The 16557-nt window shown below is 75.9% G+C and carries 10 protein-coding genes and 1 tRNA gene; 6 read left to right on the forward strand and 5 right to left on the reverse strand.

The window, feature by feature from the left end; genetic code table 11:
* Window positions 1-587 precede the first annotated feature (587 nt).
* Together ACZ3J7_RS17210 and ACZ3J7_RS17215 are read right to left on the reverse strand one after the other, a co-directional pair.
* On the reverse strand, window positions 588-3530 hold the full coding sequence (locus ACZ3J7_RS17210; RefSeq protein WP_465621523.1) for an AfsR/SARP family transcriptional regulator: 2943 nt from the start codon (window positions 3528-3530) through the stop codon (window positions 588-590).
* 174 nt (window positions 3531-3704) lie between these two features.
* Window positions 3705-4310: a hypothetical protein gene (locus ACZ3J7_RS17215; protein ID WP_465621524.1), complete on the reverse strand. Its 606-nt coding sequence runs from the start codon at window positions 4308-4310 to the stop codon at window positions 3705-3707.
* Between the two features lie 340 nt (window positions 4311-4650).
* Between ACZ3J7_RS17215 and ACZ3J7_RS17220 the strand changes: the two genes are divergently transcribed.
* Window positions 4651-4860, forward strand: coding sequence for a DUF5703 family protein (locus tag ACZ3J7_RS17220; RefSeq protein WP_033258625.1), 210 nt, complete (start codon window positions 4651-4653; stop codon window positions 4858-4860).
* A 98-nt stretch (window positions 4861-4958) separates the two neighbouring features.
* Here ACZ3J7_RS17220 and ACZ3J7_RS17225 read toward each other — a convergent pair whose 3' ends face one another.
* The 3 genes from ACZ3J7_RS17225 to ACZ3J7_RS17235 all read right to left on the reverse strand — a co-directional run bounded on the left by ACZ3J7_RS17225 (window position 4959) and on the right by ACZ3J7_RS17235 (window position 7933).
* Window positions 4959-5789: a chaplin family protein gene (locus ACZ3J7_RS17225; protein ID WP_465621526.1), complete on the reverse strand. Its 831-nt coding sequence runs from the start codon at window positions 5787-5789 to the stop codon at window positions 4959-4961.
* A gap of 393 nt (window positions 5790-6182) precedes the next feature.
* On the reverse strand, window positions 6183-6425 hold the full coding sequence (locus ACZ3J7_RS17230; RefSeq protein WP_465621528.1) for a chaplin: 243 nt from the start codon (window positions 6423-6425) through the stop codon (window positions 6183-6185).
* A 191-nt stretch (window positions 6426-6616) separates the two neighbouring features.
* Entirely contained in the window at window positions 6617-7933 is a 1317-nt protein-coding gene (locus ACZ3J7_RS17235) for a M20/M25/M40 family metallo-hydrolase (protein ID WP_014139673.1), read from the reverse strand.
* Between the two features lie 275 nt (window positions 7934-8208).
* Here ACZ3J7_RS17235 and ACZ3J7_RS17240 point away from each other — a divergent pair.
* The 5 genes from ACZ3J7_RS17240 (at window position 8209) to ACZ3J7_RS17260 (ending at window position 16526) form a co-directional block, all read left to right on the forward strand.
* A tRNA-Leu gene (locus tag ACZ3J7_RS17240) sits at window positions 8209-8296 on the forward strand.
* 200 nt (window positions 8297-8496) lie between these two features.
* Window positions 8497-9015, forward strand: coding sequence for a GNAT family N-acetyltransferase (locus ACZ3J7_RS17245; RefSeq protein WP_465621529.1), 519 nt, complete (start codon window positions 8497-8499; stop codon window positions 9013-9015).
* 77 nt (window positions 9016-9092) lie between these two features.
* The gene (locus ACZ3J7_RS17250; RefSeq protein WP_465621531.1) at window positions 9093-10718 is read left to right on the forward strand and encodes a hypothetical protein; all 1626 of its coding nucleotides are present in this window, start codon (window positions 9093-9095) and stop codon (window positions 10716-10718) included.
* A 75-nt stretch (window positions 10719-10793) separates the two neighbouring features.
* Window positions 10794-14486 (forward strand): DUF4132 domain-containing protein, encoded by a 3693-nt coding sequence (locus ACZ3J7_RS17255; protein WP_465621533.1) that lies wholly within the window; start codon window positions 10794-10796, stop codon window positions 14484-14486.
* A gap of 165 nt (window positions 14487-14651) precedes the next feature.
* On the forward strand, window positions 14652-16526 hold the full coding sequence (locus tag ACZ3J7_RS17260) for a flavin monoamine oxidase family protein (RefSeq protein WP_465621535.1): 1875 nt from the start codon (window positions 14652-14654) through the stop codon (window positions 16524-16526).
* The last annotated feature ends 31 nt before the right edge of the window (window positions 16527-16557 follow it).

The following is a 16557-nucleotide window of genomic DNA, read 5'->3' on the forward strand; positions in this document are numbered from 1 at the left end:
GGGGCGGAAGACCGGGGGCCCGGCGGTGGGAAGGCTCCCCACCGCCGGGCCCCCGGAACGGCGTACACGGTGCTGCCGGGCCAGCCGTTCGACGCGGTCCGGTGGGAGGAGAGCCGCCGCAATCCCCCCGGACGCCTCGACTTCGAGGCGCCGTCGTCCGTCCCCCGCCGTGGCCGACAGCACTCCCCCGTGCGACGACGTACGGCCGCAACGGCGACCGCGCTCCCGTGTTCCGCTCCCCCCGGACCGGAACACCGGAATGCGACTCCGTTGCTGCCCGAACGTTAGCCGAAATTCCGCCCGTCCGGGCGGGGATTTCGCGAAGTGACGCGGCTCACCCGAATTCGCGCTTCCCTCGGTGGGACCGTGTGCGGCCTGGCCCGGGGCGAGTAGCGGACGAGGAGAATCCGAGTAGCGGGCCTTCTTATGCTGGCGTCCCCGACCGGCCCGGAATGGGGCGCCCGACCGTCCGCGGCCGTGGCGGGGACGCTGTCGGATCGGCGTCGGATCGTCGTCGAACCGGGGTGGAACGGATTCCGGCGGGGATTCCCGGAATCCGGAATGGGAACGCGCCCGGTCGGCGCGGGTCAGGGGAAGCGTTCGGCGAGCCGGCGGCGCACGGTCTCGGCCTCCACGCTGCCGATCCCGGTGAAGACCCGGACCGCTTCCTCCCACAGTTCCCGGCCCTCAGCGGCCCGGCCCTGGGAGATCCGGGCCGTGCCCATCTGGTCGACGGCCCGGCCGACCATCAGCAGGTCGCCGAAGCGGCGGGCGACGGCGAGCGAGCCCTCGCTGAGCTCGTACGCCCGCTGGTACTCGCCGAGGCGCTGCAGGACCCAGGCGAGCTTCTCCCGGGTGTCGGCGACGGCGAGCTCGGTGCCGGTCCGCTCGCTGACGGCCAGCGCCTCGACCAGCAGGTCCCGGGCGTCCGCGTGCCGGCCCTGCTCGTTGCGGACCAGGGCGAGGTTCTGCAGGGACTGGTAGAGCAGCGCGTCGTCGCCGGTGGCGCGGGCGGCGCCGACCGCACCCTCCTGGTAGTGCGCGGCCCGCTCCAGTTCGCGGAACTCGTAGTGCATGTTGCCCAGGTTGAGCCGGGCCCGGGCGGCGCCGCCGGGCTCGCCGAGCGCCTCGTAGCCGGCGATCGCCCGTTCCAGGTGCCCGGCGGCGGCCCGGTCGCGGCGGATCGCGTAGGCGATGCCCAGGTTGTTGGCCAGCGCGGCGGCGGCCGGGCGGTGGCCGATCGCCAGCGCCGCCTCCTCGCCGAACCGCTGCACCTCGGCCAGCAGGCCCAGCCGGTGGCCGCGCATCAGGTGGGGGAAGTGCAGGACGGCCAGCTGCCAGACCGACCGGTGCCGCCGGTAGGCGACGCCCAGCCTGGTCAACGCCAGCAGGTTGTCGGACTCCTGGACGAACCACTGCTGGGCCTCGTCGGCGTCGGCGAACGGCTCGGGGCCGCGCCAGGCCAGTTCCAGTTCGACCGGCGGGCGCAGCCGCTTCGGGTCGAGCAGCCGGTGGGCGGCGTCGGCGTGCGCGATGTACCACTCGGCGAGGCGGTCCAGGGCGGCGGCGGCCTCCGCGCCCTCGGGGGTGCTGCAGTCGGTGCCGACGGCGGCGGCGAGCTGGCGGCCGTACAGCCGGACCAGGTCGTGCATGCCGTAGCGGCCCGGGTCGTCGGCGGGCCGCTCCAGCAGGTGGACGTCCTCCAGGGAGCGCAGCAGGCGGCGGGCGGGCGCGGGCGTGCCGGTGCTCAACGGGGTGCCCGGGGGCTCCAGCAGGGTGGCGGCGGCCCCTGCCGGGACGACGGCGCCGGGGTGCAGGCTGAACAGGCGGAACAGCCGGGCCTGCTCGGCGGTGAGGCGGCGGTAGCTGTGCGAGAGCGCCCCGGAGACGGTCAGGTCGTCGCCGAACAGGCCGAGGCCGGCCAACCGGTCCTGCTCGGGGGCGAGTTCGCCGGCCAGCTCGCCGATCGGCAGCTCCGGCTCCTCGATCAGCCGGACCGCCGAGATCCGCAGCGCCAGCGGCAGGCCGCCGCACAGGTCGGCGAGTTCGGCGGCGGCCCCGGGTGCGGCCCGGACCAGGTCCGGGCCGGCCAGCCGGGCCAGCACCTCGACCGCCTCGTCCCGGGGCAGCACGCCCAGCCGCAGCGGCACCGCGCCGGTCTGCACCACCAGCCGGCCCAGCCGGCCCCGGCTGGTGACCACGGTGAAGCAGCCGGGCGCGCCGGGCAGCAGCGGGCGGACCTGCTCGTAGTCCTGCGCGTTGTCGAGCACCACCAGCAGGCGGCGTCCCGCGACGGTCGAGCGGTACAGGTCCTCGCGCAGCACCGGGTCCTCCGGGATCCGGTGCCCGGGCACGCCGAGCGCCAGCAGGAAGCGCTCCAGCACCCGGGGGGCCGTCTCGCGCTCGTTCTCGTCGTAGCCGTGCAGGTCGACGAAGAGCTGCCCGTCCGGGAACCCGGCGGCGGCCGAGTGCGCCCAGCGGACCGCGAACGCGGTCTTCCCGACCCCGGCCGGCCCGGCCACCACCGCGAGCCGCGGACCGCCGCCGTCCGGGGCGGTCGCGTGCGGGGCGGTGGCGTGCGGGGCGGCCAGACGGGTCAGCCGGTCCAGCTCGGCCCGGCGGCCGACGAAGCCGTGCGGGGCCTGCGGGAGCTGGGCCGGGCAGGGGTACGGGGGCGGCCCGGACGCGGCGGGACCGGCGGACGCGGCGGGTTCGGCCCCGGAGGCGGCGGGACCGGGACCGGGGGCGGTGGGACCGGGCCCGGGGGCGGTGGGACCGGGCCCGGCCGGGGCGGGCGGGTCGCCGCGCAGGACGGCGGCCTCGGCGTCCCGCAGGGCGCGGCCGGGGTCGAGGCCGTACTCGTCGGCCAGCAGCGCCCGGGTCTCGCGCAGCACGGTGAGCGCGTCGGCCGGGCGGCCGCTGCGGTGCAGGGCGGTGGCCAGGCGGGCGGCGATGCCCTCACGGTCGGGGAACTCGCGCAGCAGGGCGGTCAGTTCGGGGACGAGGCCGTGGTGGCGGCCGGCCTCCAGCTCGGTGTCGGCGAGCAGTTCGAGGGCGGCGAACCGCTCCTCGGCGAGCCGGGTGCGGACCGGTCCGGCGAACGGGGCGTCGATGCCGGCCAGGGCCTCGCCGCGCCACAGGTCGAGGGCGCCGCGCAGCCGGCGGGCGGCCTCGTCGGGGCGGCCGTCGGCGGTCGCGGCCCGGGCGGCGGTGACGGCGCGGGCGAACCGCTCGACGTCGACGCTGTCCGGGTCGACGGCGAGCCGATAGCCGGCCGGGTCGGAGCGGAGCAGCCCGGCGGCCTCCGGCGGCAGGGCCCGCCGGAGGCCGGAGACGACGGTGTGCACCTGGTTGCGGGCGGTCCGCGGCGGGTGCTCGCCCCAGAGCGCGTCGACCAGGCGCTCGGCGGGGACCGGCCGGTCGGCGTTCAGCAGCAGGTAGGCGAGGGCGGCCCGCAGCCGCGGGCGGGGCACGTCGAAGGGCGTGCCGTCCCGACTGACCTCCAGCGCTCCGAGAAGTCGGAACCGCACCCGTCCCACCGCCTCCATGGCCGTTCGCCGGCCCCCCGGACGCGCGGGGGCCGGACCGGGCCGCGGGGTCGCGGCTCGGTCCGGTCCCGGTCGCGTCGGCGATCACCGGTCGGACGGGCCCCGTCCGACCGTCCGTCCATCCGTCCGTCCACCCGTCCTGGGCGGGCGGGCGGCTCAGAGCTCGTCGAGCTCGTCGTCGTAGACCTCGCTGACGTCGAAGCGGCAGATCAGCAGCTCCGGGTCGGCGCCGTCGAACGGCTCGGGCAGCCACTCGCCGGGGTCGGCCGGTTCGGTGGCCGAGACCCAGAGCGTGGAGTCGCCCTCCTCCAGGCCGAACTCCTCGGCGCGGGCGGCGATCTCGTCCGGCTCGTACTCGCCGAACAGCACGCCGATCGCGGCCGTCACCTCGCCCTCGGCGCCCTCGGCGGGCGCGAGCGACTCGTCGACCCGCTCGGCCTGGGCGCGCAGCCGCTTCGGGTCGGCGATCAGGTAGTCGCGGCGGATCAGCACGCTGATCGCCTCGGGGTGCTCGGGGCCCTGGTAGCCGGACCCGGCGTCGTCGCCGGGGATCTCGAAGGGGGTGACCTCGTCGTAGACCTCGTACAGGATCTGGTCGTAGGCGATGGCCGCCGCCGCGAGCTCCTCGTAGGCGTGGACGACGACCGGATCGCCGGGTTCGGTGGAGCTGGAGACGGCCTGCAGGTGGCGGTCGATGGCGGCCTTGACCGCCTCTGCGGCGGCCCGTACCTCGGTGATGGTCAGCTGCGCGGCATCAGACATGGTGCAGACGCTATCCCCACCTGGCGACGACACGCACAGTGGTTGTCACCTACAGCCGCTAAAACCGGGCAAGTTCACCCCGGATGTCCGTTCCGCGTGCTTCTGTTCCCGGCGCCGCACGCCGTTTCCCGATCCGCCGCGGGCCCGGGGCGGCCTCCGGGGCGCGCGTCGGCGCGGCTCGGGACGGGTATCCCTCCGGGTGCGGGAAAACTGATTGACGATCAGCTCCGGCCGGGGCGAGGCTCGGACCGTCCGCGCGGGCGGGGCGCACCCGAACCGGCGGCCCGTCGGCGACGCGCCGTAGGCTTGCAGGCAGCACAGCAGCGGAGGAGACGCCTTGATCCCTACCAAAACGGTCCGGCTCCCGGAGTACGAGTACCAGTCGCTTCGACTGCCCCGCGGCACCACCCGGAACGCCGCGCGCCAGCTCCTCACCGAGCACGCCGAGTACGGGAACTGGGAGCTGGACCGGCTCCGGCTGTTCCCCGACGGCAGCCGCACGGTCCGGCTGAAGCGGCGGATCATCCGGCAGGTCCGTTCCACCTGGTAGCGCGACCGGCGCCCGAGCCGCCACGCACCCGCGCCCGGGCACCCCACCGCCGTCCGGTACGGCGGCGGGGTGCCCGGGCGCGCGCGTGCGGGGGTGGGTCAGCGGCGGGCCAGGGCGCGCGAGCGGCGGTAGAGGACGCCGCCGCCGAGCAGCAGCGCGAAGCCGGCCGGAGCGATCACCTCCAGGCCCGAGGCGCCGGTCGAGGCCAGCTGGGCCTGCTCGACGACCGGGGCGGCGGCCCGCGCCTGCACCTGGGGGGCGGCCGGGGTGTCGACCCTGATCACGGGGGTGGCGGGCCGGTCGCCGTTGAGGCCGCCGGTGCGGTCGGTGCCCGGAGTGCCGGGCGTGGTGGTGCCGTGGTCGCCGCCGGTCGGCTCGGGCGGGCAGTCGTCGCCGGGGTGCTGGGTGGTCGGCGGGGTGGCCGGGTGGTGGTGCTCGGTGGCGGTGTTCGCGCAGTCGTTGCCGAAGGCCGGGTTGCCGAGGCCGACCACGTCGGCCGAGTTGCCGCAGGCGTCGACCGGCGCGGTGACCGGCAGCTGGACGTTGTTGCCCGAGACGACGCCGGGCGAGCCGCTCGCCGTCCCGCTCGCGGCGGAGCCCGACCAGGTGCCGCCGTGGCCGCCGCCGCTGCGGTCGTCGCCGGTGTGGCCGCCGCCGCTGCGGTCGTCGCCGGTGTGGGTGCCGCCGGTGTGGGTGCCGGTGGTGGGGGCGTGCCGGACGGTGCCGACGTTGGAGCAGTCGTTGCCGTACGCCGGGTTGAGCAGGCCGATCACGTTGATCGTGTTGCCGCAGGCGTTCACGGGGAGCTCCACGGGCACCTGCACCGCGTTCCCGGAGGCCACGCCGGGCGAGTCGGCCGCCACGCCGTGCGCGTCGGCGGCCGCGTGGGCGTAGCCCGCGGTCGAGGCCAGCACGCTGCCGGTGGCCATGGCCGTGAGGAGGCCTTTCCTGGCGCCCTGTCGCATTGACTCCCCTTGATTTCTCACTCGCCCGGAACCGGACATCGGTCGGATAGTCGGAATTGCCTGCCGAAACGGCGGCGGCACTACTTCAACGACCCCTGACGGTGAAGGTTGGGCCGTCTGCAGTCAGTTCATCCGATCGGGTGAGACTCGCCGCCCCGCGGGAACCGCGCCCTTCACCCGACCGGGGAGGTCCATCCGGCTCCGGCCCCGGACGCGCGTCCGACACGCTTCCGGAAAAGCGCTCGGAAACGCGTCCGGAAACGCGCCCGGAAATACTTCCGCCCCCGTGCGACACAGTGGTCGCACGGGGGCGGAAGCTCGGGGTCACGCGGCCCGCCGCCGAGCGGCGGGGTCGGCTCAGACGTTCTGGCAGGCGTTGCCGAACGCGGGGTTGAGCAGGCCGATCACGCTGATCGTGTTGCCGCAGACGTTCACCGGGACGTGCACCGGGACCTGGATCAGGTTGCCGGAGAGCACGCCCGGGGAGCCGACCGCGGAACCGTCCGCGTGCGCGCCGCCGTGCGCCGAGGCGGCGCCGGCGCCCGCGAGCACCAGGCCACCGGTGGCGGCGACGACGGCGGCGATCTTCTTGGCCTTCATCTGAACTGTTCCTCCTGGTCGTTTCCAGCCCGTTCCCCCGGGCTGCAGACGGAAGAACGAAGCCGCCGCGACCGGGAAACGGGACCGGAACCGCATTCACCCGTTGAAGTGATCAAGCGAACAGGTGATCGCCATTTCGGATGCTGGAAAGCTCTGATGCTGGACCGATTAACCGCGCGCCTCCTCCGGGTTCAGGCCAGGTCGATGAACCGGTCCAGCACCCGTACGCCGAACTTCAGGCCGTCCACCGGCACCCGCTCGTCCACGCCGTGGAACATCCCGGCGAAGTCCAGGTCCGGCGGGAGCTGCAGCGGCGCGAAGCCGAAGCAGCGGATGCCCAGGTCCTGGAAGGACTTGGCGTCGGTGCCGCCGGACAGGCAGTAGGGGACGGCCCGGGCGATCGGGTCCTCGGCGCGCAGCGCGGTCTGCATGGCCTCGACCAGGGCGCCGTCGAAGCTGGTCTCGATCGCCTTGTCGTGGTGCAGGCTCTCGCGCTTGACGCGCGGGCCGAGGACGCTGTCCAGCTCGGCCAGGAACTCCTCCTCGTAGCCGGGCAGGAAGCGGCCGTCCACGTGCGCGGTGGCCTGGCCGGGGATCACGTTGACCTTGTAGCCGGCGCCGAGCATGGTCGGCTGGGCGGTGTTGCGCAGGGTGGTGCCGATCATCTTGGCGATGCCGCCGAGCACCCGCAGCGTCTCGTCCATGTCCTCCGGGTCGAGGCGCACGCCCAGCGCGTCCGAGAGCTCGTCCAGGAAGGCGCGGACGGTCTTGGTGATCCGCAGCGGGAACTGGTGCCGGCCGAGCCGGGCCACCGCCTCGCACAGCTCGGTGATCGCGTTGTCGTCGTTCTCCATCGAGCCGTGCCCGGCCCGGCCCTCGACAGTCAGGCGCATCCAGTGCATGCCCTTCTCCGCCGTCTCCACCAGGTACAGCCGGGCCTGGTCGTTGACGGTGAAGGAGAAGCCGCCGACCTCGCCGATCGCCTCGGTGACGCCCTCGAACAGCTCGGGGTGCCGGTCCACCAGGAACCGGGCGCCGTACGTGCCGCCGGCCTCCTCGTCCGCGAGGAAGGCCAGCACCAGGTCGCGCGGGGGCTTGCGGCCGGTGCGCAGCCGGTCGCGGACCACCGCGAGGGTCATCGCGTCCATGTCCTTCATGTCGACGGCGCCGCGGCCCCACACGCAGCCGTCGGTGATCTCGCCGGAGAAGGGGTGCACCGTCCAGTCGTCGGCGTTGGCCGGCACCACGTCGGTGTGCCCGTGGATCAGCAGGCCGGGCCGGGACCGGTCCTCGCCCTCGATCCGGACCACCGTGGACGCCCGGCCCTTGGCCGACTCGAAGATCTGCGGCTCCAGGCCGAACTCGGCGAGCTGCTCGGCCACGTACTCGGCCGCCTTCCGCTCCCCCGGACCCGAGCCGTCACCGTAGTTGCTGGTGTCGATCCGGATCAGGTCCCGGCAGATCTCCGCCACCTCGGTCTCCGCCGTCACCACGCGCTCGCTGCCCACGCTCACCACTCCCACCTCGTCTCTGCCCGCCCCGACGCGGCTGCGGCCCGCGCCGCCCCGACCCCGGCCGGGGGCCGCGGGCACCGTCCCGCCATCCTCCCGCAGCACCCGTCCGGCCCCAAGGGCATATCCCCCCGACACTCCTCGCCACCGCCCCCGCTCCCCCGCTTTCGAAGCCCCGCCCTCCCCGCGACCCCCGGTTTTGGGTCTGCCGGACGATCTTTGCTACTGTTGTCCACGTCAGCGCGGGGAACGCACCGCGCGGACGACACCCGGTCCGGGTGGCGGAATGGCAGACGCGCTAGCTTGAGGTGCTAGTGCCCTTTATCGGGCGTGGGGGTTCAAGTCCCCCCTCGGACACCAGTGGTTCGCTCAGGCGGATCCGGGAGAGACGGGCCAGGAGAGATCCTGGCCCGTTTTTTCGTTTTCCGGCGAAGGACGGCCGGGTCTCCGAGCGTCGGGGGGCGGCCCTCACCGCCCGACCCGCGCGGCCGCCGCACCGGCGGGCAGTGCCGCCGCGAAAAGCACTCGTCCCGGCCCCGGCCACCTGGTAGACCGTGGCCATGAAGATCCGCACCGGCACCGCCGACGACGTCCCCGGAGTCCTCCGCCTGCTCGACGAGGCCGTGGCCTGGCTCGTCTCGCTCGGCCGCACCGGTCAGTGGGGCGACCAGCCGTACAGCTCCGTCCCCGGGCGGGTCGAGCACGTGCGCACCTACTTCACCGAGGGCTTCCTGCCCCGGCTCGCCGAGAGTGCGGACGGCACCCTGCTCGGCGCCTGCGTGCTCTCCGAGCTCGTCCCCGGGTACGTTCCCCCGGCCGGCGCACCGGAGCTGTACCTGCGTCTGCTGGTCACCTCCCGTGAGCACTCCGGCTCCGGCGTCGGCGCAGCGCTGGTCGCCGACGCGGTCGAGGAGACCCGGCGCCGGGGCCACCCCCTGCTGCGGGTGGACTGCTACGCGGGCGACGACCGCCGCCTGGTGGGCCAGTACGAGCGCCTCGGCTTCACCCCCACCGAGACCTTCACGGTCGACCAGGCGGGCCGCCCCTGGCCCGGCCAGGTCCTGGAGCTGCGGGTCTGACCGGGGCCCGGCCGGCCCGGCGAGAGTGAGACGAGCCCGTGTCCGTGACGTGACACGGGTTCTTCACACTCGCCACCATGAGGACGCACGGGGGGACGGCCCGGGGAACGGGCGGGGGCCGGGCGCTGCGCTGGGTGGGGCACCCGGGGACGCTGCTGGCGGTGGCGGTGCTGGCCTTCAACGACCGGGTGGGCAAGCGGGCCTGGCCCGGACCGGTGACCGGCAAGCTCAGCGACGCGGCCTGGATGCTGGTCGTCCCGCCGGTGCTGGCACTGGCGGCCTCGGCCGTGCCCCGCCTGCGCGGGCGGGCGGCGGCGCTGCTGGGCGTGGCGCTGACGGCGGTGACCTTCGCCGCCGCCAAGTCCTCCGCGGCCGGCGCCGAACTCGCCTCCCGCGCCTGGTCGTTGCTGACCGGTGTTCCCAGCCGCATGGTCGCCGACCGCACCGACCTGCTGGCGCTGCCGGTGCTGGCGCTGTCCTGGTGGCTGTGGCGGCGCGGCGCCCGCCCCCGGCCCTGGCGGCGGACCCTCGCCCTGGTCACCGTCCCGCTCGCGGTCGCCGCGATGGCCGCGACCTCGGCGCCGTTCGAGCGGCCGCCGCGCCTGTGGAGCCAGGACGGGAGGCCGGTGCTGGACAACGGCCGCCGGTGGACCACCGAGGACGGCGGCCTGAGCTGGCACCTCGACACCGCGAGCGGCCGGGGCAGCGGCGAGCCGACGGCCTCCCCCGCCCCCGCCCCGCTCGCGGCGGACGGCCGCTGCCTGCCCGAGGACCCGCAGGTGTGCTTCCGGCTGCGCGGCGACGGGCTGCCGGTCGAGGTCAGCCGGGACGGCGGGAGCGGCTGGCAGGCGGAGTACCTCCCGCCCGGCATGCAGCAGTGGCGGGAGCCGCAGGAGCGGCGGCCGCCGCTGCCCGGGGAGACGCCGACCGCCGCGGACCCGGCCGCCGGCCCGAGCGCCGAACCGGACGTCGCCGTGAGCACTCGCGTCACCGGCACCGGCACCGCCGCCCCGCAGCCGCGGCCTGGTGCGCTGGTGCTGGCGCCCGTGCCCGGCGGGCACACGGTGGTGGTGCTCTACCCGTCCGGGCAGCGGTTGCAGGTGCGTTCCGTGGACGGCCGGTGGCAGCAGGTGGAGCTGCCCCCGGTGGAGGAGCGCGAGCCGTCGGAGAGCGGGATCGGGCTGCTCCTCTCCTGCCTGCTGGCGTCCTTCGTCGCGGGCCTGGCGGCGCTCTTCAGCGGGCTGAACGCGCGCCGGCTGCGCGCGGGTCCGCAGCCCGGCGACCCGGCGGACCTGCGGTGGATGCTGGTGCTGCGGCAGGCCGTGCCGTTCGGCTGGCTGGTGGCCGCGTCGGTGTTCCTCGGCGGGGACGGGAGGCCGTGGCTGTTCTGGCTGGGGTCGGCGCTGTTGATGCCGCTGCCGGCCCTGCTGTGGCAGCGTTCGCCGTACGCGTCGCCGGGGGCCTGGAACACCGTGGCGATCCTGGCGGTGGGGATCCTGGTCTCCTGCGCGTCGATGCTCGACGCGTTCCTGCGGGGCGCCTCGCGCTCCTGGACGGGTGCCTGCTGGACGGCGATCGGGTTCGCCGTGCTGGGCGGTGCGCTGGCCGGGCTGATCGGCTGGCTGCCGCGTCCGGACGCCTCGCCCCCGGAGCGCCCCGCGTGGGAGCCGGGCGGGGAGCCGGGTGAGCGTTCGGGTGGCTGACGTCGGGCGACCGGGGTGTCGGGGCTCGTCGCTAGGGTTCCGGTGTCGATCGGTCGATCATCGGACCGTCAGGGCGTGGAGGAGTGGGCTGTGCGGCGCTGGGAGCTCGTCGGGGACGGTTCAGCGAAGTTCTGGGAGGCGGCCGTCGAAGCCTCCTCGGTGCGGGTGCGCTACGGGCGGATCGGCACCGAGGGGCGCGAGCAGCTGAAGGAACTGCCCTCGGCGGACGCGGCGGCGGCGCACTTCGCCAAGCAGGTCGCGGAGAAGGAGCGCAAGGGGTACTCCGAGGTCACCGCCGCCGCGGCCATCGCGGCCGGGCCGGTCAGGACGGCCGTCCCGGCCGCGGCTGTGGCGGCTGTCGCTGCCGAGGAGGTCGCGGCGGACGGGCTGCCGGACGAGGAGGCGTTCGTGCTGCCCGCCGCCTGGCGGAAGGCGGCGCTGCCCCGGCGCGGCGGCCGGGTGCCGGAGGTGGTGCGGCCCGGGGCGGAGGCGGTGGAGCGGGAGCGGCAGCGGATCGACGGCCGGTCGGAGTGGATCGCCCGGGTGCTGGACGCCCCCGCCTCCGACCCGGAGCTGGTGCGGGCCGCCCGCGACTACCTGGCCGGGGCGCCGGACGCGGTGGGTGCCGCCGTGGTGGCGGCCATGGCGCCGGCCACCTGGCAGGCCGACGACGCGGAGCACGCGCTGTTCGTCGACGCCTGGACGTTCCGGCACGGCCTCCCCTTCGCGGTGCGGGCGCTGCTGGAGAAGGACGCGGTGGAGGTCCACTACCTGCAGGCCGGGCGCGACGTCTCGGACGTCGCGCTGCGCCCGCGGACCGTCTTCCCGCGGCGTTACGGGGACCAGCGGCTCCCGGCCGAGGACCGGCTGCGTACCCTGCTCGCCACTGCGCCGGAGCCGGAGTTCCGGGAGGCCCTCGCCGCCCTCGCCGAGCGGCGGACCACGCCCCGGCGCCGGGCGCTCGCCTCGTACCTGGCCCCGGGGGTGCCCGGCTGGCTGGACGAGTGCCTGGCGGACCTGCCCGGCTACGGCGACGACCGGTCGCACCTGCAGCTGCAACTGCTGCACGCGCTGGACGACCCGGCCCAGGTGGAACCGCTCCGTGACGCCTTCCTGGGGCTCTGGCGCAAGGTGCCGGTGCAGCTGATCGCGACCGTCGTCGACGGCGTCGGCACGGCCGCCGCCCCGCTGGTCGGCGACTGGCTGGCGACGGCGCGCGGGACGGACGGGGCCAAGGGCCTCGCCGCCGCGCTGGTGCACTTCCCGACCGACGGGGCGTTCCGGGTGCTGCTGGCCCGGGCGGGCGACAAGCACGTCCGCCCGGCGCTGCTGGAGGCCGCCCGGCGGTACCCGGTCCGGGCCGTCCGGCTGCTGGCGGAGGCGGCGGCACCGGACGGCCGGGACGGCGAGGCGCGGGGCGGCCCGGACCCGGCGGCGGCCCGGCAGCTGCTCGCCCTGCACCTTTCGGCGCACCCGGAGCTGCTGCCGCGGGCCCTGCCGCTGGTCCTGCCCCTGCTGGGCACCTCGGCGGCCGCGCTGCTCGCCGAGCTGGGGACGGCCCGCGCCCGGGTCCCCGAGGCCGCGCCGGAGGCGCTGCCGCCGCTGCTGGTCGCGCCGCCGTGGACCCGCCCGCGCACCCGCCGGACGCCGCGGGTGGTCGAGGGCCTGCGGCCGGACGGGCCGGGCGGGGGCGGGGAGTTGGTCTGGCGGCCCGGCGAGCGGGAGCGCTGGGCCCGGGCCGACTTCTCCGGGTACCGGTACCCGGCGGACACCGACTGGGCCGCCCAGGCGGAGAAGGTGCTGAGCGGGTCCGGGAGCCTCTGGTACGCGACCCGGCTGCTGTTCCAGGGTCCCGTCGACGCGCTCGCCCCGGCCCTCGCCGACTGGCGTCCGAACGACCTGTGGGGCGGCTCGGAGCTCCTGCCGCCGGTCGTCGCCAAGTACGGCCCGGCGGCGCTGCCGATGGCGCTGCACGCCGCGCGGTCCAAGCCCGGCGCCCTCGCTCCGCTGCTGCTGCCGTTCCTGGACGCGGACGCGGCCCGGCTGCTGGCCGACGGTCTGCTCCGGCTCAAGTCCGTGCACGCGACGGCCCGTTCGTGGTTCGCCCGGCACGGTGTGGCGGGCGCGCTGCTGCTCGTCCCGGACGCGGTCGGCCCGGCCGGGCGGGAGCGGGAGGCCGCCGAGCACGCCCTGCGGCTGGTGGCCGCCGACGCGGGCGGCGAGGCGGCCCTGTCGGCCGCCGTGGCCGACCGCTACGGCGCCCCGGCGGCGGAGGCCGTCGCCGAGGTGCTGGCCGCCGACCCGCTGGAGACCGCCCTGCCGACCCGGCTGCCGGTCCTGCCCGTCTGGGCCCGGCCCGGGGTGCTGCCGCAGGTGCTGCTGGGCGACGGTTCCGGTGCGGCGCTGCCGGAGGCGGCGGCGGGGCACGTGCTGACCATGCTGGCGCTGTCCAGGCCCGGAGCGCCCTACCCCGGGCTGGCGGTGGTGGCCGGGGCCTGCCGGGCCGATGCGCTGGCCGAGTTCGGCTGGGCCCTGTTCGAACAGTGGCGGCAGGCCGGGATGCCCGCCCGGGAGAGCTGGGCCCTGCACGCGCTCGGCGTCCTCGGCGACGACGGGACGGTGCGCCGACTGACCCCGGTCGTGCGCGACTGGCCCGGCCAGGGCGCCCACCAGCGCGCCGTGGATGGGCTGGACGTCCTGGCCGCGATCGGCACCGACCTGGCCCTGCTGCACCTGCACGGCATCGCGCAGCGGGTGAAGTTCAAGGCCCTGAAGGCCCGCGCCCAGGAGAAGATCACCGAGGTCGCCGAGGGCCTCGGCCTGAGTGCCGAGCAGTTGGGCGACCGCCTGGTGCCCGACTTCGGCCTGGACCCGGACGGCACCACCGTCGTCGACTACGGGACGCGGACGTTCACCGTCGGCTTCGACGAGCAGCTCCGCCCGTACGTGCTGGACGCCGACGGCAAGCGCCGCAAGGACCTGCCCGCCGTCGGCGCCCGCGACGACCAGGCCCTCGCCCCCGCCGAGCGCAAGCGCTACACCGCCCTGAAGAAGGACGTCCGCACCGTCGCCGCCGACCAGCTCCGTCGCCTCGAAGCCGCGATGGTCGCCCAACGCGCCTGGAGCGCCGAGGAGTTCACCGCGCTGTTCGTCGAGCACCCGCTGGTCTGGCACCTGGCCCGGCGACTGGTCTGGCAGGCGGAGGGCGCCGTCGCGTTCCGGGTCGCCGAGGACCGCACCCTCGCCGACCGCGACGACCGGCCCTTCGAGCTGCCGGCCGACGCGGTCGTCCGGCTGGCCCATCCGCTGCTGCTGGGCGAGGCGGCGGTGGCGGCCTGGTCGGAGCTGTTCGCCGACTACGAGATCCTCCAGCCGTTCCCGCAACTCGGCCGCCCCGTCCACCGCCTGACCCCCGAGGAGGCCGCCGCCAACCGGCTGCACCGCTTCGAGGGGGCCACCGTCCCGGTCGGCCGGCTGCTCGGCCTGACCAAGCGCGGCTGGGAGCGCGGCGCCCCCCAGGACGCCGGGGTGGAGCGCTGGTTCTCCAAGCGGCTCGCGGACGGCTGCCACCTGGTCGTCCAGCTCGACGAGGGCATCGCGGTGGGCATGCTCGACGAGTTCCCCGACCAGACCTTCGAAACGGTCTGGCTGGACTCCTCCCCCGGTGACCACCACCCCCGCGGCGACTACCCGCTGCGCTACGGCGACCTGGACCCGGTCGTCGCGTCCGAACTGCTCGCCGACCTGGAGGAGGTCACCGCCGGGTGACCCGGCGGTGCGGGCCAGGGTGCGGGTCAGGGCCAGGGCCAGGGCCAGGGTGCGGACGCGGGAGGCGCGCCGGGGCGTGCTTCGAGCGCCCCCCTGGGGGTGACGGGGTTCGGTTCGTGGGCGAGCCAGCGCGTCGGGGGGCCGGTGGCTGCCCAGGGTTGGCGGGTGATCTCTCGACGCGGACTCTTCCTTGCCTCCGGCGGTGCGGTGACCGCCGCCGCCCTGGCCGGCCCCGGGGCCGGCCTCTCCCGGGCCGCCGGCGCGGCGGCCCCGCCCCCGCCCGACCCGGCCCGACAGGAGGCCGCGCTGACCATGGCGCGCCGGATCCTGCTCACCGACGCCGACCACCGCGACCTGACCCTGGACTACCTGAAGCTGCTGACCGGCCGTCAGCGGCTGCGTCCGGGCGCGGCGCGCGAGGTGCTGGTGGTGGGCGCGGGCGTGGCGGGCATGGTGTGCGCCCGGCTGCTGCTCGCCGCCGGGCACCGGGTGCGGGTGCTGGAGGCCAACCGGAGCCGGGTCGGCGGCCGGGTGAAGACCTTCCGCGGCGACCTGTGGCAGGACCCCCGGCTGCACGCCGAGGCGGGCGCGATGCGGATCCCGTCCAGCCACGTGCTGACCCTCGCGCTGGCCGACCACCTGAAGGTGCCGCGCCGCCCGTTCCACCTGGTGGACGTCCCGCCCAGCCCGGACCTGTCCTCCGGCGACGCCCGGGTGGTCTACCGGTCGTGGACCGGCGAGGAGTTCGCCACCGGCGACGCCCCCGCGTACACCGCCCCGAAGGGCCTCGGCGGCCGGCTGGTGCACGTCAACGGGCAGACCGTCAGCAAGGCCGCGTACGCCGCCGACCCGCGCCCGGTCAACAAGAGCTTCGGCTGGGACAGCGGCCAGACCGCCGCCCAGGCCTTCGACCGCGCCCTGGACACCGCCCGCGCCTACACCATGGTGCGGAACGGCGACGGCACCTGGAGCGACAAGCCGATCGACCAGCGCGTCATCGGCATGGCCCGGCTGCTGTACGACCTGGACGGCTACTCGCTGCTGCGCTACCTCCAGGAGAGCGAGGGCTGGAGCGACGCCCAGGTGCAGGCCGTCGGGACGCTGGAGAACCTGACCAGCCGGCTCTCCTACGGCTTCCTGCACTCGGTCTTCGACGCGTCCGACATCAACCCGGCGGTCACCTACTTCGAGTTCAGCGCGGGCACCGACGCGCTCACCGAGGCCCTCGCCGAGGACCTGCCGATCGAACGCGGCCGGGTCGTCACCCGGGTCCGGTTCGACGACGGCGGGGTGACCGTGGTCGCCGAGCCCGAGACCGGCCCCGAGGACGAGGCCTGCGCGGGCGCGATCGGCGGCGACCGCTGCGAGTACCGGGCCGACGCGGTGGTGCTGGCCGTGCCGTACGCGGCGCTGCGGCACGTCGACTTCGCGCCGCTCCTCCCGTACGGCAAGCGCCGGGCGATCGCCGAGGTCAAGCACGACACCGCGCACAAGGTGCTGGTCGAGTTCACCGAACGCTGGTGGGAGTGGGACGAGTCCACCTGGCGGGCGAAGCTCGGCGCCGACTACCGGCCCGCTCCGCACGGCGACGCCGTCCCGGCCGTCGGCGGCGGCTGCGTCTCCGACGAGGCCAGCCGCTTCGTCTACTTCCCCTCCCACCCGGGCGACGACGGCGCCCCCGGCGGCATCGTCCTCGCCGCCTACAACTGGGCCGAGGACGCGCTGCGCTTCGACTCCCTCACCCCCGCCGACCGGCACACCGAGGCCCTGGACCACCTGGCCGGCCTGTTCGGCGAGCGGATCCGCCGCTACGCCACCGACCGGCACGTCTCGCAGTCCTGGCTGCGCAACCGCTGGGCCCTCGGCGAAGCCGTCATCGAGACCCCGGGCCAGCTGCTCAGCCTCGGCCCGCACGTCCCCGCCCCGGTCGACGGCCGCCTGTTCTTCGCCGGCGACCACTGCCAGCCGCGCTACCACGCCTGGATCGCCGGCGCGATCGCCTCCGGCGTGGAGGCGGCCGTCCAGCTCACCGGCGGCTGACGCCGCGTCGGCCCGTCCCGTGCCCGGGGCC

Source organism: Kitasatospora sp. NPDC015121, from assembly GCF_055562955.1.

Excerpts from the sequence above, each read along its gene's own strand:
- ACZ3J7_RS17215 (WP_465621524.1), bottom strand. The coding sequence starts at position 4,310 with ATGTCTGATGCCGCGCAGCTGACCATCACCGAGGTACGGGCCGCCGCA.
- ACZ3J7_RS17225 (WP_465621526.1), bottom strand. The coding sequence starts at position 5,789 with ATGGCCACCGGCAGCGTGCTGGCCTCGACCGCGGGCTACGCCCACGCG.
- ACZ3J7_RS17230 (WP_465621528.1), bottom strand. The coding sequence starts at position 6,425 with ATGAAGGCCAAGAAGATCGCCGCCGTCGTCGCCGCCACCGGTGGCCTG.
- ACZ3J7_RS17245 (WP_465621529.1), top strand. The coding sequence starts at position 8,497 with ATGAAGATCCGCACCGGCACCGCCGACGACGTCCCCGGAGTCCTCCGC.
- ACZ3J7_RS17250 (WP_465621531.1), top strand. The coding sequence starts at position 9,093 with ATGAGGACGCACGGGGGGACGGCCCGGGGAACGGGCGGGGGCCGGGCG.